The following is a 21,228-nucleotide window of genomic DNA, read 5'->3' as shown; positions in this document are numbered from 1 at the left end:
ACAAGGAGTTCATTCCAACTGCCTCCGCAATCGGCGGAGACCTTTTCGGGGCCGACCCTGCCGGCCATCATCCTTTCGCAATAGGCTGATGGCCAGGCTGAGGAGGAAGGCACCGACCAGGGTGAAAAGGAAGGTGCCGGGTCCTGCGGTGGACGGCAAGGTGTAGAGTCTGTGGTTAACAATATCCAGTCGAACTTGGTCGACGGTGTGATCTTGGTAGAGGTAGAAGGGTTTTTGAGCCTGTCCAAGAAGTCCGTGGTCCAGATAGGCCACTTCCTGGCCATTTTCATCGGTCACCTTGGTCAGCTGGACGATCCGTCCCGCTTGATCAATGTGGATATGATAGCGGTGGTTAGACTTGACGTAGCCGGCCGGTGCGGTCTTCTCGGTCAGGATATAATCCCCATCCATGGTGTCCGGAATTTCCCGGAAGTAGGGACCGGGCTGACTTAAATCGAGCTCAATCGTCTGAAGGTCGGTCGGGACCGATTTGGCATTGCCTTCTGCCGCTTCGAGAGTAAAGATGACCTTGTCCTCGGTAATCGCCGCTCGGTTCTCATCCAGCTTGCCCAGTTCAATCTTCATGGGCCGCCGGTTGTAGATGATGTTGTCACCGACCGGATCGCGGCCATTAATCTTCAGGTCTTTAATCTCTCCACTTTCTTTATCTACCCGGAAAGTAGCCACGGCAACGGTCGGCTTAACGTAACCCTTGGGAGCCTCCGTCTCCCAGACTTCGTAATAGCCGGGAGTAAGAGCCTGCCAGGTCACGATACCATCGTCTCCGGATACTTTCGTCTGATCCGCCGGATCCACCCATACTTCCTTTCGGTCGGTGGCGGAGGCCGGCTTGTCGTACTTCTTCAGCGTGAACTTTGCTCCGGCAAGGTGTACTCCTTGCTCATCCTGCTTGGTAAAGCGGATCTGGTTGGGCAGGTTAGGCACGTCCAGGACCGGCTTGTTGACCTTCACCTTGCTGTTCCAAACCGTGATGGCCTTGTCCCCACCTTGAATCTGATCCTCAACGCCCTTATTACCGATCGTCACTCTTCCCTTCTCATCAATGGTCAAATCCCAAACTGTACTCACCGGAGTATAGCCCTTGGGCGTAACCACTTCCTTGAGGAAGTAGTTACCCGGCTTGAGGTTCTTGAAGATGATTTGTCCTTTGTCATTCGTGACGACGTAGTCCGAGAAGCCCTCGTTGTTTGTGAGCTGGAATCCTGCCCCGGCAAGCAATTTTGCCTTTGAAGGATCCTCACCCGGTTTTCCGGTCAGGCCTCTCTTGGTCAGGGTGACATTGATTCGGTCTTCACTGCTGATGTCGCTGGAGGCGAGATAGCGGTTCAGGTAGTTAGCATAGTATACCCCATTGAACATCGTATAAGAACCATATCCGTCGGAGAATTCGCTTAGTGTATAGAGAGTGGCCTTGGTGTGGAGGGTAACTCTGTCCGAACCTTCTTTAGCCGCATAAGGCATGGTGACCTTAATGATATAGCCGAATTGGTAGCGTCCCTTCTGATTCACTTGGAACAGAGGGATCTTGATCCGGTTATACTGGTCTTTCTCAGGCTTTACGGTCCAGGATCTTCCGGTCAGATCCATGGAGCGAATGCCATAGCTCGGCGGCATGGTCTCCGTATTCAGGTTACCATCAGACCGGAAAGCACTGGTCTCATAGACCTGAACCTGGATCTTTGTCGGATCGCTGAGATCCACATCACTGTCCTTGTCATTGACCTTTCCATCTTCCAGAGTCAACCAATATTCGCTGGACAGGGAGCAGTTGGTACCGAAAGCGTAGTAGTAAGCCGTGATGGTTCCTTTTTTCGGATCATTGGCATCTTCATAATCATAGAGACGCCCACCAAGATTCATGGTTGCCATCTGCCGGTATCCGTCGATGCTCACATTGTAGCGGTCATACATATAGATCGAACCGTAGTAAGGATCGTAGGAGACAACAACGGGATCCGCTTGGACTTTATTTCCTCCAATGGAATATTCCGCCTTAAGCGGGGTATTGTTCGCCGTTACCCGGTTAGGATCAACGAAGAGAGGCATTCGCTGCTTAATCTCGATGTTGGACCGGTTCTTGACGTAGTTCGTCAGCTTATAGGTGATCTCATGGAGCGATTGACCGCTCTCATCGATGACCACATTCTGTGCTTCCGCAACCTCTTCTCCATTTTCCGTGACAATCGGCCCAGGATTCATGGGTGTCATGGTCAATCCATGGAAGTTGAGACGATCATCAATCTTTACCGTAAAGGTATCACCGGGAATGGCATCCTCCGGCAGGCGGATGGTGTATTGCATCTGCAGGTTCTGATCTTCAAGGGGACGAACGATGCCGTCATCTTTTGACGGTACCAGACTGGAGTCCACCAGTTGAATCTCGCCATCCAGCGATTGCTTTTCGGTTCTCTCTTCCGGCTTGTCGGGATTCGTTCCGGGATCCTCGCCGTAGTCCACATCAACCGGATATTTCTCCGCACTATAGCTATCCCTTGGGACAATAACGGTGTCACCGTTTGTATTAACTACGATAACATATCCGGTCGTATCCTTCAGGTATCCACCCGGTGGAATGTACTCTTCCAGGTCATAGACACCCGGTTGGAGGTTGTCGAAGTGGAGTTCACCTTTTTTATCGGTCTTGAAGGCCTTAATATCACTTGCCCACATATCCGACTTATTGTAGGTTTTGACGTATTCCTCGGCACTGAAGTATTCCGGCTTTTCGGCTCCCTCGTGCTTCTTTAGCGTGAAGAAAGCGGAGGAAAGCTGAACTCTGGACGTTCCTGTTTTCTCAAACTTGCTCAGGGTGAATTCACCAAAGAACTCTTTCTTCTTATTTTCAATGGTCAGCTCGCCTCCCTGGTCAGGATCAGGGATTCTTTCCCAGGCGGCGGTGAGAGTCATTCCGCTTTGGACAGGTTGACTAAAGTCGTAGAGTTGCCCGTTGGGGAGATACCAGCCCTTGAAATTGTAGCCTTCACGCGTGGGATCCGGTGCTGGCTTAGCCAACCGGTCGCCTTTCTTCACTACCACGTTCGCTATTGAGCTTCCGCCCTTACTATCGAAGCGGATGACAAACTCATCGTCGACAATCTCCTGCCATTTGGCGGTGTAGTTGGCATTCGCCGTGACCGGTTTATTGGGATCAAAGCGGGTCTCTCCATCCATCCAGCCCAAGAAATAATAGCCCTCTTTGGTCGGAGCGACCGGTCCCGGTATAGTCGTTCCATACGGCACGTCATCATAGGTTTCAACGACTTTCGACCCATCAGTGAAGGTCACCTGATAGGTTTTTTCCACCCAGTAACCGTAAACGGTCATATCCTTGGTGATCGGTTGGGTAAAGTCGACGTCCACGTAATCTGAACCGGTCCAGTGCTTCCATCCGGAGAAGGTGAAGCCTTCGATTTCTTCCGGCTTGGAATCAGGAATATCTCTAAGAACTTCTCCGCTATTCACACTCCGGTATTGCGTATAGCCGGTCTGGATGTAGCCATCCTTATCAATCATTTGGAAGGTAATGGTTCGAGAATCTGTGCTGGTTCTCTTCCATTTGCCATGGAGGTTGATCGTTCTCGTCACCGGTTGGCCGAAATCATATTTTTCACCGGCACTTGTGTACCAGCCATCCCACTCAAAACCGGGATAGGTGGTATTGGGAGGATACTGACCCGGTTCCGTCTGGTAGACATCCAGGTAGGACTTTCCCTCTTCCACAATCTTGGAATCCACAACATTATTTCGATAAAGGAAGTTGATGGTGTGTTCTTTCCTCCAAATCGGATAGAGGTCCATATCCCTGTTCACCGGGGTGGACTCGCTTACCGGATTACCTTCTTCGTCCTGCCAACCGGCAAATTGATAGCCTTGGTCTTTCTTATCCAGAACAAACTTATAACCCATAAACGAGGTATCGGGCATGTTGCCGATCGGTTGACCGCTGGTCACCGTTCTTGATTTCTGGGTGTCCGGAGTATCATTCTCCTCCCGGTGAAAGGTGACTGTATATACGGACTTTTCCCAAAGTGCTTTGAAGCTGTGGTCTTCGGTGATCGGCCGATTGAAATCTGCCGGATTTCCATTTTCGTCCCAGCCCTTAAACCGGTAACCCGTTTTGGTCGGTTCCGGAGGCTCCTCAATGGTTCGATTGATACGAATCGTCTGATCCGGTGGTGTTGGAGTTCCCCCATCGCTATCAAAGGTCACCAGATAGCGGTCATAGTGGTAGACCTGGCTGGTCGCCTTTGCCTGGCTTCGGACTTGTTTCAACGTCTGACGGTTAATGACCTCGCCGTCATAGGAAGCATCCAGGGTAATCGGCAGGTCCTCGGCGTTCTCGTAGGTCCCTTCGATTTCAATGAAATGCTGGTTCCAGCGTTTCCCTTCAATGAGTTTCACCCGTGCATTTGTCGTTACAGGGAAATCGCTGATGGGATTTATTTTGACGATTCCTGATTTCAAACTTCCATTCGCCTGATAGGGTGTAAAGCCGAAATCAACCGATTCTTTTAAGGTTTCAGGAATATTGAAGACCGTGGCACCGGTTAAGGCCAGGCCGGAGCTGAGGTTCAACCCCAAATACCTCTCGATAATAGCTCCGGCGGTATTCCGGGCATCGATGGAGGCATAATTCTTACCGTCCACAAAGGCGATCGCCTTGAAGGTCCCTCTTCCGGTCTCCTTGTTAATGTCGCTGATAGATGTGATTTTCACGCCTAAGCGAACATCGTCTTCCGGATTATTTGCCCTAAAGTCACCTATGGTAGGTTGATGGGCATTATCCTTGGCGTAGAAGTCTCCTGTTGCCCCAAGAGGCTGGGGAAGGAAGCGTCTAAATACACTTCCGGAAGTCTCCGCTCCCAGGTCGAGGGTCTTTGGTATGGCTTCAAGCAGGGACAGAGGCTGACTGGAAGTGGATTGTCCACCGGCTAGTGACGAAGTCGGTTCCTCTGCCGGAGAGGCAAAGGCTGCCCGGTTGGCCGACTGACTATCCAGATCCTGCCAGGGCTCTTCCGTCTTCTTCGTCACGGCTCCGTCTTCAACCGTAATCCGCCACTGGGTGTTGGGCTTTTCGTAGCCGGCCGGTTGCTCCTTCTCCTGAAGGATGTAAATCCCGTCATCCAAGTTTTCAAAGATCGTTTGGTTCTTGGCCACTCTCGGTTCAATACCGGATTCGACCCACTTTCCATCCTCTGCTTGTTTATAGAGGACAAATTTTGCCCCTTCCAGAGGTTCGCGGTTTTCATCCACCTTGTTAATAAAGAACTTGCTCTTCTTGTTGGTGATACCAAGAACGTTGGTTAGGGTCTCCTGTTCCTGCGTTAAGAAGAGGTTCCTGGCTTCCAGAATGTGTTCATTGAATTTTCTGACATCTTCATCGTAATTGGCCAGGGTAGGATCAAAGTCTCTCGCATCCTGGATCCAGTCGCGGACAATCAGAGGACGGATCGTAGCACCGGAAACACCGTCGATCTGTTCGCCCTTCCACTTGGTGGCAGGGTTCTTCCATTCCTGTTTAATCGGCTCCCCGGCTTCATTGATCGGCATCATCTGTCCGGTCTCTCCGCTGGTCGGTTGAGGTTCGTAGTTAACCCACCCCTTGCGGTACCACATTCCGTGAATGGTCGGGTGCTGACCATAGGACTGTTCAGCGTAAACGTCGTCTTCTCTATCACGCTCATAGGCTTCGGGATCGACCGGTTTCGGAAGCTTTTGCCCATGCGAATTCATAGGGTTGACAATCAGCGGGAGGCGACTATCCGTCCGGTAGACGAAGGTCTTGAATCCTAATTTCTCCGCTGTCTGATCCGTTTCGATTTCTTCTTGAGTTTGACCGGATCCGAAGGGATAGAGCATCTGGTTGTAGGCGGTCGTTCTGGCCTGTTCTTGAGCTGCTGCTTTCTCTTCCGGCGTTGCCTGACCGGCGGTCATACCGGCAGGTAAATAATCCTCCCAATTCCTGGATTTTTTGTGCAATTCCTTCAGATAAGAGGTCGGACGGATCTGAACGATCCACATATAATCCGGCAAGGCAAAACCGGGTGCGGTCTTGGTCTCTTCTAAATAGAAGTTGTAGTTGGCCGGGAGGTTCTCGAAAGTGACAATCCCGTTTCTGTCGGTGATTTCTTCGGATTCCGTTGTCACCTTAGTGGTGTGTTCGGTTTCCACAATTTCAAAGTTACGTCCCAGAGCGGCCCAAAGCTTGAACTTGGCTCCGGCCAGGGGGAGTCCGGACCCTTCCTCGGTCTTTTGGACAGAGAAGAAGGTGGAACCCCGGTAGTTCTTGACCAGGTAGGATTCTCCATCTTGGTCTTTGTCCGCCGGCACCAGGATATCCGCTTGTTCGCCTATAGTATCGCCCTTGCGGTAGCCCGTGGTGATGGTGATGTTGGCGTTATTCTTGTAGTCAACATCGGTATCGTGCGGTGGCCTGTGGGCCGGGTTCTCATTCGCCGCAACGAACATGTTCAACCGTGTGGCGAACTTGACATCATGAACCGCCAGTTCACCCTTGATCTCGACAATAAAGAAGTCGGTGCTGGGCATGAGGTCATCCAATGTAATGTCGGACAGGTTGGCCTCAGGTACAGACTTGACCAGTTCCAAGTCGTAATTGGACTTGTCGTTGGGATCCAGGGGTTTATTAAAGTCGAGCTCATCGGGCTTGCGTCCCGTTACCCGGTAGACCTTATACGACCCTTTAAGGATGGGGTTATCGCCTGCCGAGGAAACCTTCAGGATTGCTGAGGTCATGTTCTCGCCAGTGCGGTTCAAATAGACACGCTGGGTGTAGAGCATTTTACGCTGGCCGACGTTGTGGTCGGTGGCTTCCAATTGGGTAATTGCGGTTTCGACCTGGACCTTATTGACTAACGTCCTCTTAATTCCCAGGATGTAGTCGCCATCCTTTTTATTTCTTTCCTTGAAGGAAAGAATGGTTCCTTCCTTCGGTTTACCATTCGCGTCAATCGTGAAGGTAGCAACGGCCTGAACCGGAAGTTCATAACCCAGGTTGGCATGGGTCTCGTAAAGGCCATAGTCTCCAGGAGCCAGGTTCTTGAAAACAAATTTACCATCCGGTCCTGATATGACATTTTCATAACCCGGAACAACCTGTTTTTCCCCATTGCTATCCGGGGGTAAGTCTTCTCTGCAGAGCTTAAAGACGGTGCCCGGCAAGGGCGTTACATCAATAATCGGTTCGCCTTTATCATCGACAATAATGTTGCCGTTTTTATCGTATTGGTAACCGCTCGCCCCCACCTTTTTGAACTTGAGCTCATTGTTGGCGTTGACGACAGTCAGAATGGGGAGTTCCGTTTCATCCACCCGGATCAGGTCTTCCTCGGGTCGATAGCTGGTCACCGTCTGTTCACGTTTGATGGTGACTTCGCCTTGCGTTGTCTCGCTTGACTCCTTCTTCACCGAATATTCAATGGGCTTGCCCTGATAATTCAAGGGCAAATTCTGATAGACGGTTTCGTAGATTCCATCGGATTTCTTCTCAAGGGATCGAGTGGCCGGTCCTACATTTCCTAGATTCGACCAGGGAATTTCCTGCCCGTCCACCTTGGCAATCAGGGTCACCTCAACCTTTTCTCCGGGCTCAGGCAGGCGATTGTTAAAGACCTTGCGTACCGTTAAATTGAGGAGTTCACGCTTATAAATCACGCTGATACGGGGATAGGCATTCTTATCAACCTTATCGAAGGTATAGTTTTTGTCTGTCGGATCGCTTCCCGTAACCGTAATCTTACCGGGGCCTTGGGTATTCCCCTGGGCATCAAAGGTCAGGATGGTCATGTTTGCGGATTCGCGGTTATGAAGATCGAACCCTGCCTTTTCGTTACTGCGTTGTGTGGTGACATCAATGTGGACGGTGCCGGGATAGCCATCCAAGCCTTTGGCTTCAATCTCAAGAGTTTGACCGGGATCGCTGATATACAAAGGCTGAATATCCGCCGTCTCGGTAGACCCATCCCCATTGACCCACTTAGGAGCACCGGTAGCATAGACGGAATAGGAAACGGCACGCTCATAGTCGTTCATCAAGGTGACTTGATAGTCCAGTTTCAGCCTTTGTCCGGCAGATAAACTGACCGGATCGGTTTCTAAGGTGGTGAAACCGCCCACGGTCTGTGCTCTAACAGTCACATTATCCAGAATCTGGCCATTGCCATCGACGATCATGGCCCGGGCGGTGTCGGGTCGATAATGGATATTGGCACCCAAGGGGATGCGTAGAGCTTGGTTATTGATCACCTCAGCATCGGATTCCGAGGCAAACACTGCGTCTACCCTCTCCTTGAATTTTGGCACATTGACTTCGCCATCATCCCAGGACTGGAGTCGGCTTAGAATTTCCTGTTTGGATGCCTGGCTCATGGTGTTTTTATAATCCAGCAAGAAATTGGAGAGATCTTCCTTTCTCCTGTTGTTCCGAGTGATACTGATGTACTGGCTGACCACGCCCATCTCTGCCATATGCTCCAGGTTCTGTGCATAGGTTTCTTCAATCGTAAAGTCACGGTTGTTGGACAGGAAAGCCACCATCTTCACCGTATTATACTCTTGTGCATTTTCAAGCATCCGGTTAGCATAGGCAAGCGCCCGATCCATGAAGGCACCGTTTGGATTATCGCCAAGAGGAACATTAGTCAAGACCTGGGGCGTCTGGGAAATATCCCAGCTGGCCAGCTGGCTTGAATACGCATCATAGCCGCCGTAAATGACATTGATCCGTCCCTGGTATCCGTCTCTATTGAGTTGTGTGCTTAAATTTTTGATCCGGGCGTTAAAGTAGGTGACATCGCCCTGGTTATCCGGAACCATGAGGAAGTAAAGGTCCAAACTGGTTTTCGGGTCTTTCCCTTCCACCTCATGACGGATGTGGAAGAATTTGTTCTCATTGTTACCGTCTTCAAAGACTGAAGACGCACTGATCCGGTAATTTCTCTGACCGGGAGCATTCGCACGAACCGGTGCAAAGCCCATCATGGGGGCGAGAGAAAGCCCGGCCGCCATGGCTTGTACAGTTTCTACTTCAGACGACTCGAAGGATGGGGCCTTCTGGGGTTCCACAATCCTGACAATCTTGGTCCCGCCCTTTTGATCGACGGTAATTTTCCACCGATAAGAAGAGACAACGTAGCCGGCAGGAGCGACTTCCTCCCTAAGGATATATTCGCCCGGAGCCAAGTTATTGACTTCAATCAGACCATCCTTGTTTGAAGGTTGGATCTGAATCTCATGATTATTCTTTTCATCAGTGAGGACAAAATAAGCCCCTTCCAGTTTTTCCCCATCTTCATTGGTCTTGATGATACGGAACCTTCCGGTCGCTGAGTAGGGTTGATTCTTTATCTCAATGTAAGGTTCATCAACCTTATCCCGGATAGCCGGAATGGGGAAGTGGTAGGTCTTGCCCTCGTTCAGGAGGGTCGTCGGCTTATTCGTATCCCTGAATTTCCCATCTCTCGCTTCATCTTTAAGACGAACTGTGTAATACAGGGAAACCGACTCATCGCTTCCGAGGGTCAGCCCCTCGATTTTCAAGGTCTTACTTTGCTCATCGTAGCGGAGGGATGTTCCATTTAAGAGTCCCGACGATGGAGCTTGTCCGTTTTCGTAAATGGAACCATCCGATCCAACCAGGACATAGTCTTTTTCATTGAAAACACCGTCATCGCCCAGAGAAAACTCAACGCCATCGCCCATGGGGTCGGTAACAGTGGCATTTTTGATGGTCGGATCCGCCTTCTTCTGCTGGTTCAGGTAGTACTGCTTCTGGACTTCCTCGAAAATTTCACTGGCTGCGTTGTTGTGGTCAAGAACGGAGCCGACACCGGAGTAGTTACGGGGAGAGGAAGCAAGTTGAGGGAAGAAATACTGCTCCTGACCACCAAACATTCCGGCATTACCTTCCGGTTTCAGGTTATAGCCGATGGTGGAGATTTCGATTCCCGCTTCCGTCAGGTTACGAACGGTTGAGACCGTGGCAAAGACGGAATCGATGATGGTCTCTCCATCCACATCGTATGACGTATAATTCAAGCGGGTATCTTGCTGTCCTTCGATGAATTTATAGAAGAGACCATCACCGGCCAGTGCGGAATAATCAAAGGCCGTCGCCCGTTTACCATAGGTTAACCCGCTGTTCGGAATATTGACTTCACCGGTTGCACCGGGAAGGGGCTTATAGATCGGAGACCATTTGGCGGTATCTTCCCACTTCGTTTGGGTCGCCTTGAATGAAACGGTCGGGCCACCGTCCGTAATCAGGATAATGTGCTTGCGGACGCCCTCTCCCTTATCCAAAATTTCCTGTGCACGGAGAAGGGCCCGTTGGGTGAAGGTCGATCCACCGAATTTGTCGGTAATTGCATTGGTTTGAAGGAGGTTCTCGGGGGAAGTTAATTCCACGCTCTTGCGAACCGCCGGATCGTGCCCACCATCAAAATCTGCATTTACTTCGTAATTTTCCCTGGCTAAGTGGTAGCCATTCAGGTTATTGGAATTCGTGCCCAGGTACTGATTCTTATCTACTGTCGGGCCACCATATTCAATGTAACCCATCTTGACGTTGGTAAAGCCGGAGAAAGCATTAAAGATTTCCCGAACCTGTTGGTTGACTTGTGTTTGGTTGACCCCTTGAATCGATCCGGAATGGTCGGCAACGACCACAATATCCGTTTTCTCACCGCTACCAAAGAGAGGCCGTCCACGACCGGTCACCGTCAATTCAACCTGGTACTCGTTCAGGTTCTTATCCACGGTATTGAGGATGCGTTTGGAAATATCGCCGACCTGGTTCTCTTCTTTGGCCTGGTCGTCCGGGCTCAGGCCGTCTTGGGTATAAAGGGTCTTTCTAAATTCCTTGGGGTTTTTCGCCTTCCGGTTTTCCACAGTACGCGGTTGGCTACCCATCCCGTCCATGACATAAGCATCAAGGGCATGATCAATATCGTCGGGAAGCTGGTTCCCCTGATTTTGCTGGTTTTGATGGACGCCTGAACCGGTTAAGATGGTCGTTCCATCACCGGAGACTTCGACCTTCCAGGTTTCTGTTGAAGGTTCAAAGCGGTCAGGGGCGGAAGTTTCTTTTAAGGTATAGGTTCCGGCCGGAATGTTGGAAAAGGTCAACCAGCCTTGGTCGTCCGTCTTTCCTGTGAGTGCCGGGTCAAGAGCCTTTCCGTTTTCCATCGTTCCGCTGAGGGCAAACCAGGCCCCCTTCAATCCTTGCTTATTCTGATCCAATTTCTGCAGGCGGAAACTGCCCGCAATCTTGGTGTCATTAATGCGGGTGTTGATGATATTTCTTTCCAGGCGGGTGGGATCGGTCCGGTAACCGGGGAAGCCCTGGCCACTGACCTGGTCAATTTCCTTCACCGTATAGGTAATCTTCTTGCCTTGATTATCTCTCTCCGGCAGGTTGCTAAAGCGGTACTTCCAACCGGTTTGGGCAGAAACTGTCGCCTGATAGGCCGTCTCTTTTCCGTTTTCTAAGAGGACGACCTGGATGCTGTCGGGGCGGTGGAGCGTATCTTTACTATCGTTGTACCAGATTTTATTACCGGTAACGGTAACGGAACCTCCGGGACCGCTCGAATCGGACTTGGCGTGAACCTTGATGTTGACAACACCATCAATGATTTCATAGGTGGCGTAGTAGTCAGGAGTCTCTTTCAGGATAATCTGATAGGCATACTGTTGATGGTTGTCATCATACTTACGGAGCTTTTCAAAACGGTAGACATATCCGTCTTTCACATATTTCTTATTGGTTAATTCCTTGCCGTTCTGCTTGATGAGAAGTTGGAAAGCCGGATCAGGCGTGACCTGTCCCCAGTCGATGGTCGCTTCACGGTCATAGGTGACAGACGTAATATCCCTCAGGGGGTTGGGGATCCAGTGAGCATTTTGTGTGGGATCTGAGGCAACCCCTTTTACCTGAATAATAGTCCGGGCTTTGGGAATCAGGTGGGCGGAATCCGTTGTCAACTGTTCAATAATGTACTGACCGGGACGGAGGCGGAATTCAACCTTCCCTTCACGATTGGTGACGAGTTTACCGATCGACTTGATGGCCTCCCCCTCCTTGTTCAGAATCTGGAAGGTCGAGCCGGATAAACGAACGGTAGTATCGCCCGTTTCATGGTTATAAATCGAGACGAGGCTATCTGCATTGTTATTCTTATGCAGGAAGAAATTGTGTACATATTTATAGACGCTACCAACCACCTCTTGGGTCTTTTCATCGACGATCGGTATGGGCTGGCCTTTTTCATCGCGGAAGCGGTAGGGGTCAGAAATCCGGCCATTGGCCGTTGAAGGCTCCTCGACAAAACTGTATTCATAAGGTGCCCAGGCAGCAACGACCTGATACATATGGGCGGGATCCAGGTCGCCGAAGATATAGTGTCCCTGGGCATCCGTATAGGCGGTCTTCTCGCCAATCTGTTCGCCTTGCGTTCCGTCAGCGTTGGTCTTGAAGATTTGCAGGGTCAACTCGACATTGGAAATCTTACGCGACTTCTTGACCACCTCCTCGGTGTAGGGAGGAGTGAGTGCGTCATCAACAACAGTTCCTTCAATGAAGTAGACTTCTTTTCCGAAATTTTTATTGTCCTCAATGCGGACATACTTTACGGTCTCGATTGCTGAGAAGAAGAATTCAATTTTCTTCTGGTTCGGCATATAGCCTTCCGGGGCGGAAATCTGAACCACCTGGTATTTTCCGGCGTTGCAGTTTTCGACCTTGGCCTGACCGTTCTCGTCTGTCGTCACTTCCTTGACCATGTCGGGCCCGCTAATGCGAACCACAGCACCCGGAATCTTCACACCCTTGTTCTCACTGTCGACGACTTCAATAATAATGGGTCGGTTAACCACAAAGGGATTGACCGGTGCTCCCATGGGCTGGTAAAGTCCATCTTCCGCACCCAACATGGACTCGCCTGTCCGGTTTTCCGCTTCCTTAAGCAAACGGGCTAAGGACAGGATGCCAAGGGTCTGTTTTACAGATTCCTTTGTTTCCAGGCTAGCCTTTTCCGTCTCCTCATTTCCTTGTCTTGAAGAGGTCTCGCCCTCTTCCGGCAGACTTCCTTCCTTGTCGGGTTGGTCTTCCGAATTTTCTGTGCTGGTTTCCTCGCTCGGATTTGCGGGCTCAGCGGGTCGGATTTCTGGCTTTTCTTCTTCCGTCGAATTCACCTTTTCCGTCTCACTTTGCACGGTGACGGCGATCTGCCCGGGTTGAACTTTCAGGGTGGCTTCTTCCAGAGCCTGGTTCAGGGCATCTTCATCCAAATCTTGTGCCCGGATTTCTTCCAACTTCTTCTCGTACTGGTCAAGCGATTGTTCTTCTACTTCAAGGAAATCATAGAAGCCATCATAGGAGAGAACGAGGTCGAAAATGCGAATGTTGGTCTTTTCCGATCCCTTGGCGGAAGCCGGGAAAGTCGGGGCAATATAATCACTTGCCTTCTTATCCATATTAGGAACAGCGAAAAGAAGTCGGTGTTCCTTTTCATCTTTTCTTGTCCACTCCGTCGCAATGGGGGTGGTAAAAGCATCAAGGTCGGCCAGGGTGGAGTCGCCCTTGACCTGGATTTGCTGAGCCACTTTTTCCTGACCAAAGAAGGAGACCAGGGTGAGGGAGTAGATCTTATCCTGGAGGCTGTATTTGATTTCTTCCAAAGCCTTTTGGTCGATTTCATCGCCGGCTTTGGCCGCCTGGATTTTTTTCGTCAGGCTTTCATCCCGGTGGATGGGGGTGGTAATGCAGGACATAAAGAAGCCGTCCGGATTGGCTGCTCTTGTCTCGGTATCATAGATGAAAACAGGGGCCGGCTGACCTTGGGCGAGTCGGTCCTCGCGGTCGGTTTTCCGGCTTTCCATCACCTCCGCTTCGCCGGGTGCATATTCCCGGTTGGTGATGAGGGGCTGGCCCAGGCCATCGCCATTGTTAACAACAAAAGCCTGGTGGACTTCACTTTCTTGAGGGGCATAGTAAGTCAGGACCCAGGAGATGGATTGGGGAAGGCCATCCTGGTCCTCATGAATTTGATAGCTGACACTCACTAAGCTCCGGTTGCCGTTAAGGCTGAGTTCACGGACTGGAAGGGCATCGGCTCCGTCCGGAGTGCTTTTTTCCATCTCCGTGCGGACGCCTTCGAAAAGTTCCCCATCCTCATCATTGGTCTCCGGGCTTTCCTCCGGCACAGCAGTGGATTGGATGTCCGGCGTGGTAACGACGGTCTCCGACTCTCTTCCCTGTTGGGTATTATTCCCCGGATTATTTTGCGGTTGCAAAAGCTCCATAAGCGAAGGCAGGGAGCCTCTTGTCCCCTGGGCAAGAAATAGGCCCTGGTCTACGCTCTTCGCCTGACTCTCACTCGTAAAGGCCCCTATGGGCAGACCGGTTACGATGAGTAAAGCAGCTAACAATGATGAAAGATATCTCCGGAACTTTTTCATAGTCATCCCCTCTTGTATTGGTCCTGGATCCCGGTAAACAACCGGGGTTTCCTTTTCCTGACAAAACCTTGCGTATCAAGCGTCTGCGGCAAAAGCGACAAACGCATCTATGTTTTTCAATATAATTTTTGCATCATATATAACTATTATAGCGGATATAGCAGACCAATCTACTCTGCTATTCCCAATTTTTCTTTTTCCTATGAAAAAAATGAAAAATGAGGGATTTTTCACCGATTGTGACGAAATATTGAGGGAATTTGAGGGATATTTTTGGACAAAAAGAAAAGTATTCCAATTTTTTTACACATTTACAAAAAGATGAGAATGGCTTATTATGAACCTATATCGCATGAAAAACCACGTCAACGGTAAGTGACTATACCCGCTCTTGAGAATAAAGGCTCCTGAAAACGAAGGGATTTCTTATGCATAACTTGCTGAACGATATTGTTGACCGCCGCCTTCGCCTGGTTGAGGCACTGACTTACTCGGAGGAAACGCAAAGTCCGGTCTCCCTTGCACAAATCATGGGCATTTCCCATCGAACCTTAGCCAACGATATAGACCAGATTAATGAGGAGTGGCAACGTGTCTCCATCCGTTCGGATGAGGACCGCCTTGCCATCCATTACCGGCCCGGAAGCAATATCACCGATGTCTACCGGGATATTATGAATAAGGAGCCTCTTTTCGCTCTCATTCGTGCCCTTATTCTTCATCCCAACTTATCCCGAAGCGATCTCGCTCGCGAAGCTGCTATGTCCGAAGCTTCCCTCTATCGGAATGTTCTCGTCTTTAATCAATCCCTGCTCGCCGACCTGGGCCTTTCCATTTCCACCAACCCCTTTCGTTTAGAGGGAGGAGGACATGAAGAGTGTCTCCTTTTTTCTTCTATCTTTCTCTGCAAGCAAACGGATGTGGAAACCTGGCCTTTTCCGGACTATCCTCAGGAAGCCGTCCAGGCTTTTGTCCAGGTCATGCTGGATGCCAGCCGGATGAAGATGGGGCTGTCAGAATTCCGCATGGTGACTTACTATGTTGTCCTGTCCATAATCTGGGCGAAGTCCACGCCGGATCCGAATGCCTTTCTTCAAGATTGGCATGAAAAGGTAAAAGCGCGGAATAGCCACAAGCGAGATGCCATCGATGCCCTGGGCAATCTTCCCCACTTTCTTCAATCGGTAGAAAAATACCAGGCTGTTTTTGACTTTCCCATGACCCTGCCTGCTTTGATCTACCTTTATTCCATCTATTTTCGAAGAGAGTACTTCACCTCCTACCAGGGCCTCCTCAACACTGCCTTGGTCGATCCGGAAATTAACCGCTCCTTTTTTTCCGTATCAAAGATTTTGGACGATATTGAGGATCAATACGGGATCAAACCCGATGACCGCCACGAAATGATCCGGGATCTCCATAACACCCTTTTTGCCCGCTACATTGAGCCGGATATGGTCCCCTTCTTTTTCCGAATCTCACGCTCCTATTCTCAGCCCTTTATCCGCCCTTTTCCCCAACTTTATGCGAATATCCGCTCCCTTTTGGAGGACTACTTTATCACCATGGGGCTTCCCTGCAATAAGATCGTGGTGGAATGCTCTTTCTTTTCTCTCCTGATGAAATGGGGGAAACTGCTGTATAGGACCCCCCCTCGAGAAAAACGCCTTTCTCTTCTGATTATCACTTCCCTGGGACACGCCCATGCTCTATTTCTTCGCAACCAGGCAAGAGAGGCAGGCTTTTTCCCCTTAACCATCTCCCTTTTCGACCGGCAGACCTTCCGCTGGGCGGAAATCTTGCAGGAGGGCTACGATGTCATCTGGACCAACCTGTCTCCGCCGGAAAGCCTCCTCCCGGATCCCGATCACCCTTTCCGCTTTCAAGGGGTCTCCAGCCGCATTGTCCTTTTCAACATCACTCCCATCGCTAAGGATCTTGACCTGCTCCGGTCTGCTATCCATGACTGCATTCGGGATCAAGAGGAGGATTCCCTATGATGAAAAGTTTTCTCAGCAAAAGGGTCCAGCGGATCCTGGACCTGATTGGTCTTTTAGAAGTTCAAAACGGTGCGGTCGATACGCCCGTCCTCTACCGGGATTATGACTATCAACCGGCTTCGCTAACCGTAGACATCAATCTCGCGAATAGCTACTTTGACCGTCTCCTGAAGATTGAAAAGGGTGACCGGGTGGAAATTACCTACAAAGGAGCGGCAACCTATGAGGATGCCTACGCCTTTGCCATGTCCCAGGACACTCTCTGCCAACTTCTGGAGAAAGTATTCTTCCACCCTTATTATGCGGTGGTGGATATGGCCCGCTTGCTCTTTGTCTCCCCTTCCACCATCTACCGTTGGATAGACTTCTTCAATGAGGCGGTCGAAGGGGCTTTTGACATTCACTTAAGCACCCACCCTCTGGTTATGCGGGGGGATGAGGCTGAAGTCCGGACCTTTTATATGAGTTTTTTCAAAGAAAGGTATCCTTTTTCGGACTGGCCCTTTCCTTATATTGCTAAAGAAGAGATTGACGACTTCCTCAACCAGGTCCTCCCCATGAAGTATGGAAAGCACTTTTATCGCTACTACCAGTGCTTCCACTTGCAGATCGCCATCTCATTACAACGCTTCTGCCAGGGTTTCCACTTGACGGAGGACCTTCTCTCTCAAAATAAACGGGTTCGCACCCTGGCCCAGGACATCCTGGACCGGGGCCGAACCCTTCATTACCATTCCTCCGATCCCAACGAAGGACTTGATCAAAGCCTTAGGCTCTATGCTGAACTTTTAGCCCCTTTCGTGGGTGACCGGGATGCGGAAACATATCCGAAGTTGGTCCAATTGGCGGAAGAAGATCCCGTTGCCAACCAAATTTTCATTTATATCAATAAGGTCTCCTCCCGTCTCTGTCGAGACTTCGGCATCCATCTGGATAATGAGCGGGACCTGATCCTGGCGATTTACAACGCCCTGGTCGGAACCTTCGGCAGGAGCCTGAGCCGGCCCATCTTTTACTCCCCCTATCTGATTTACGAGAAGAAAATCCAAACCCGCTATCCCCGGGTCTGCCTGAAGATTCGAGACATCATCCGTACCTACAATGAGGTCTTTTCCCTTCCTACGGATGAGACTTTCGTTGCCTACATTTTTTACGTTATCTGCACCACCTGGGAGAACTTTATCAACCAGCTGACCCAAAATCAGAAGCCTGTTCGAATCCTCGTCTTGAGCAAGTTCTCCCTCTTTCATGCCATGGCCCTTCGTGACCAGATCCTCTTTTATTTCGGAAACCAGGTGGAGGTGACCGTCCTCAGGGAAACTCCGGTCATGATGGAAGAAATGGATCTTTCTTCCTACGACCTCCTGGTCTCCAACTTCCGTCTGACAAAGGCCTCCCTGCCGACCATCCTCTGTGAAAGCATTTACACCTACAAAGACTATGACCACCTTGCCCGGGCAATCTTCAACTTGCGTTTGGCGAATCCGACCTGAGGGTCAAAAAAATGAGGGTCCAAAAAACCTCCTGGAAGAGAGCGGGATCCGCCTCCTTTATCAGGGTTTGAATTCCAGTGCCTTGAATTTCCCTCCATATTTCTCAGCCAGGGTTTTGGCCAGCCAGGCGAATGGTGTAGTTGGGGTTCATACAATCTCCTTTCATGCCATCCCATGATCTTCCTTGAGCTTCCAAAAGACCTCTTGGAGGAAGGCGGCATCCGCCCGGTTATCAAAATCCAATTCAACCCGGTTCCAAAAACGGGGGCCATAGGTGAAAATCAAAACATACTGGGCAGGTGAATCTTTCGTCGCCGGCTCATAGCGGATGTCCTCCTCCAGATCCAGCTCTTTATAGGGAACCAGGCTGTCCGACAGGAAGGATCCCTTATAAATAAGAAAGTCTTCGTTGAAAAGGATCCGGCTGTCGGCCGGGTGGACAAAATACCTATCCGACCCCCTTTCCCGGAGGAAAGAGTCGGCCCGGAAGAAGCCCCGGACCCGGGCCAGCTGGGCCAGACCCTTCCGGTAGTTGACGACAAGGGAATGGAGGGTCCCCAAGCAAATGATAAGAAGGACCAAGCCCATGATGGTTAGGGGCACCTTGAAAAATCCGGGCGGAGAGAGCGGGCCAAAGCCCATCCCCGGGCCGGGACCCCAAGGATTCCCAAAAAATCCTTCCGAGATCGAAAGGGCCATCCGGCCAAAAAAGGCTAAGAAGGCCAAAATAACCAGGTGGGCCAAAATGGCCCCGCCATTAATGGAGTAGTCATAGGTGACTTCCTTGAGGGGTCGTTCTCCGAAATATTTTTCGCTGATTTCCCGGATGGGTTGGTAACCGACAGCCATCTGTGGCCTCCCTTCTCCTACTTCTCCTACTTCTCCTTGTTCACCACCTCATCGGTATCCAAAGTCAGGCTTCCGTCTTCCATGAGGAAGGCGGGAATCCCGATTAAGCCGGATTCCTTGGCCTCATCAAATTCAGACCGACTGTCCCGAAGGGCCAGGAAGGCCTTGAGGTCGGGCAGAGATTCTGTGATGTTGTGGTAGTCGTAGGGGATGCCGACCCCATCAAGGACCTTAACGGCATCCACGCAATCGGGACAAAGTGGGCTTCCATAGAGTTTCATGGGATCTCCTTTCGTTTCAATGCCTTTCGATTTGTTTCAATTTATTCCGCTTGTTTCAATTCGTTTCGCTTGTTTCAATTCCTTTCGCTTGATGCTTGCGGCTTATTCTTGCCATATTTTCGAGCCAGGTAAATGGCGACAAAGGCAATGGACAGACCGACAACCACTCCGGCCAGAACGTCAGTGGGGAAATGGACATAGAGGTAGAGACGGGAAAAGACAATCAGGCCCGCAAGGGGAATGGCCAGAAAACCCAGCCTTCGGTCAGTCCAGGTCAAAAGACTTGCACCGATGGCGGAGAACATGGAGTGGCCTGAAGGGAAGGAATAGTCCCTGGGCACCTCAATCAAGAGGCGGACCGTGGGATCAATCCAGCAGGGGCGGGACCGCTGGACCAGGTTCTTGACCAGCAGATTGCTCACCACCTGCCCGGCCAAAAGGGCGAGAAGGAGGATAATCCCCTGCTTTCGGTATTTCTTCCGGGTCAAAAGTAAGAGCCCGGCCAAAACCCAGATCAAGGCCTTGTTCCCCGCTTGGCTGACCCCAACCATGACGGGGTTTAGGGTTGGTGAAACGATATGTTCCTGAATAAAGTGTAAGATGGTCCAATCAATGGCCATGCTGTCTCCTTTCATGCTTCAGGTTCTCGGCGTGCTTCTTTCTGCGAGGCCCGAACGGTGATGAAAAGTGAGGCCATCACCAGACACCCGCCCAACACAATATCTCTTGTGAGAGCTTCCCCCAGGATGATGACGGAGAAAATGACCGTCAGGAGGGGCTCAAGAAGGGCGACCAGGGAAGTTTTTATGGGTCCAAGTCGTCCCAGCCCTTCCATGTAGGACCAAAAAGCCACAATGGTCGACAACAGGGTGATCAAGACCAGAGCGAAAAGGCCGACCCTTGTCTGCGGGGGTTCGAAGCCCACAAACAGGGAAATAATTCCGTAAGTGACGGCGTTGCCTACCATCATATAGGCTGAGGACTGGGCTCCCACGCCCGGCCGAAGGTACTTGGCCGAATAGAGAATATAAGTCGTGTAGACCAGGGCGGAAAGCAGGGCCAAAAAGAGTCCCAGGGGCTCCCCATTCAGGTTGCCTCCCATAATGATGAAGGCACCTCCTGTGGCCAGGACCAGGGAAAGAACCTTGTCCGCCGTAATCTTCTCCTTGAAGATCAGGGCCGACCCCACCATGACCATGGCCGGATAGGTGTATAGCAGCAGAGAAACCGCACCTGCCGAGGCATATTGGAGGGCCATGAAATAGCAGAAAGCCTGGGCGGAATCCCCTATGGCCCCCAGGAAAAAGAAGGTCCATGCCTCCTTTTTGGACAAACGCGGGAGCCGGCGAGCCTTCATCATGGCCATCATGAAGATGGCCGCTGCCGTGAACCGAAGGAAGAGGAGAGTATAGGTCGATGACCCCGCCGCATAGCAGACCTTGGCAAAGATGGGCATCAAGCCGAATCCGAAGGCCGACAGAGCCACCAGGGCAGCACCGGATTTTTCGCGTTGGTTCATAGCAATCTCCTTTTCATTAAGCTTCTCCTATTATACCGCACAATCTCATCGCCCTTACCTTGGGACATTTATTTTGATAATATGTAGGTGTATAAAGATATGGCCTGGGTTAACACTCTTTGGGCCACCTTAGGCGGGATGAATATCCCGCCATTTTTTTATGGAGATAAAATGCGAGAACTTAGTATTTTTATTGTCCTCAAGAGTTAAAAAAGGCTTTTTTGAAATCTATTGATCAGAAAAACATTGTAAATTGCTAAAAAAATTTGGTGAAAAAAAAGAAATCGTTGAGGAGATAATCAGAGAAGCGGGTTATTTTTTCACTGTCATACCGGCCCAAACGACGAAATTGGCGGAAAGAGGGGTATCGTCATACCGCTCCAAATGACGAAATCGGAAGGATGGAGGGGTATTGCCATACCGCTCCAAATAACGAAATTGGAAGGATGGAGGGGTGTTGCCGTACCGGCCCAACTGGCGAAATCGGAAGGATGGAGGGGTATTGCCGTACCGGCCCAACTGGCGAAATCGGAAGGATGGAGGGGTATTGGCGGTGCCCTGGGCGGGCTTCAGCCCGACCTCGGCGC

Annotated in this window: 7 protein-coding genes; 2 read left to right on the top strand and 5 right to left on the bottom strand. The window is 50.7% G+C overall.

Translation table 11 applies throughout. The features are described from left to right. Positions 1 to 9 precede the first annotated feature (9 nt). Positions 10 to 14,499: a SpaA isopeptide-forming pilin-related protein gene (locus BN2373_RS03910; protein ID WP_162200047.1), complete on the bottom strand. Its 14,490-nt coding sequence runs from the start codon at positions 14,497 to 14,499 to the stop codon at positions 10 to 12. Between the two features lie 428 nt (positions 14,500 to 14,927). On the opposite strand from BN2373_RS03910, the gene BN2373_RS03905 reads away from it, so the two are divergent. Together BN2373_RS03905 and BN2373_RS03900 are read left to right on the top strand one after the other, a co-directional pair. After that, positions 14,928 to 16,499, top strand: a complete 1,572-nt coding sequence (locus BN2373_RS03905; RefSeq protein ID WP_053942840.1) for an AcpB/EbpR/MafR family transcriptional regulator — start codon at positions 14,928 to 14,930, stop codon at positions 16,497 to 16,499. After that, positions 16,496 to 17,992: an AcpB/EbpR/MafR family transcriptional regulator gene (locus BN2373_RS03900; protein WP_053942839.1), complete on the top strand. Its 1,497-nt coding sequence runs from the start codon at positions 16,496 to 16,498 to the stop codon at positions 17,990 to 17,992. The genes BN2373_RS03905 and BN2373_RS03900 overlap by 4 nt, the downstream gene beginning before the upstream one ends. Positions 17,993 to 18,154: 162 nt before the next feature. Here the strand turns inward: BN2373_RS03900 and BN2373_RS03895 are convergent, their stop codons facing one another. The 4 genes from BN2373_RS03895 to BN2373_RS03880 form a co-directional block, all read right to left on the bottom strand. Continuing rightward, complete coding sequence (locus BN2373_RS03895) at positions 18,155 to 18,841, bottom strand: hypothetical protein (protein WP_053942838.1); 687 nt, start codon at positions 18,839 to 18,841, stop codon at positions 18,155 to 18,157. 26 nt (positions 18,842 to 18,867) lie between these two features. Further along, complete coding sequence (locus BN2373_RS03890; protein WP_053942837.1) at positions 18,868 to 19,122, bottom strand: glutaredoxin domain-containing protein; 255 nt, start codon at positions 19,120 to 19,122, stop codon at positions 18,868 to 18,870. 74 nt (positions 19,123 to 19,196) lie between these two features. Next, positions 19,197 to 19,742 carry a phosphatase PAP2 family protein gene (locus tag BN2373_RS03885; RefSeq protein WP_074017957.1) on the bottom strand — a complete coding sequence of 182 codons (546 nt, stop codon included), beginning with the start codon at positions 19,740 to 19,742 and terminating at the stop codon, positions 19,197 to 19,199. An 11-nt stretch (positions 19,743 to 19,753) separates the two neighbouring features. Continuing rightward, on the bottom strand, positions 19,754 to 20,641 hold the full coding sequence (locus BN2373_RS03880; RefSeq protein ID WP_053942836.1) for a DMT family transporter: 888 nt from the start codon (positions 20,639 to 20,641) through the stop codon (positions 19,754 to 19,756). Positions 20,642 to 21,228: the final 587 nt, after the last annotated feature.

Origin of the sequence: Kallipyga gabonensis (assembly GCF_001286805.1) — a bacterium.
GTDB classification, from domain to species: domain Bacteria; phylum Bacillota; class Clostridia; order Tissierellales; family Peptoniphilaceae; genus Kallipyga; species Kallipyga gabonensis.
The sequence above is the reverse complement of the archived record's forward strand: the minus strand, read 5'-3'. Positions and strand labels throughout refer to the sequence as shown.

Excerpts from the sequence above, each read along its gene's own strand:
- BN2373_RS03895 (WP_053942838.1), bottom strand. The coding sequence starts at position 18,841 with ATGGCTGTCGGTTACCAACCCATCCGGGAAATCAGCGAAAAATATTTC.
- BN2373_RS03910 (WP_162200047.1), bottom strand. The coding sequence starts at position 14,499 with ATGAAAAAGTTCCGGAGATATCTTTCATCATTGTTAGCTGCTTTACTC.
- BN2373_RS03905 (WP_053942840.1), top strand. The coding sequence starts at position 14,928 with ATGCATAACTTGCTGAACGATATTGTTGACCGCCGCCTTCGCCTGGTT.
- BN2373_RS03885 (WP_074017957.1), bottom strand. The coding sequence starts at position 19,742 with ATGGCCATTGATTGGACCATCTTACACTTTATTCAGGAACATATCGTT.
- BN2373_RS03880 (WP_053942836.1), bottom strand. The coding sequence starts at position 20,641 with ATGAACCAACGCGAAAAATCCGGTGCTGCCCTGGTGGCTCTGTCGGCC.
- BN2373_RS03890 (WP_053942837.1), bottom strand. The coding sequence starts at position 19,122 with ATGAAACTCTATGGAAGCCCACTTTGTCCCGATTGCGTGGATGCCGTT.
- BN2373_RS03900 (WP_053942839.1), top strand. The coding sequence starts at position 16,496 with ATGATGAAAAGTTTTCTCAGCAAAAGGGTCCAGCGGATCCTGGACCTG.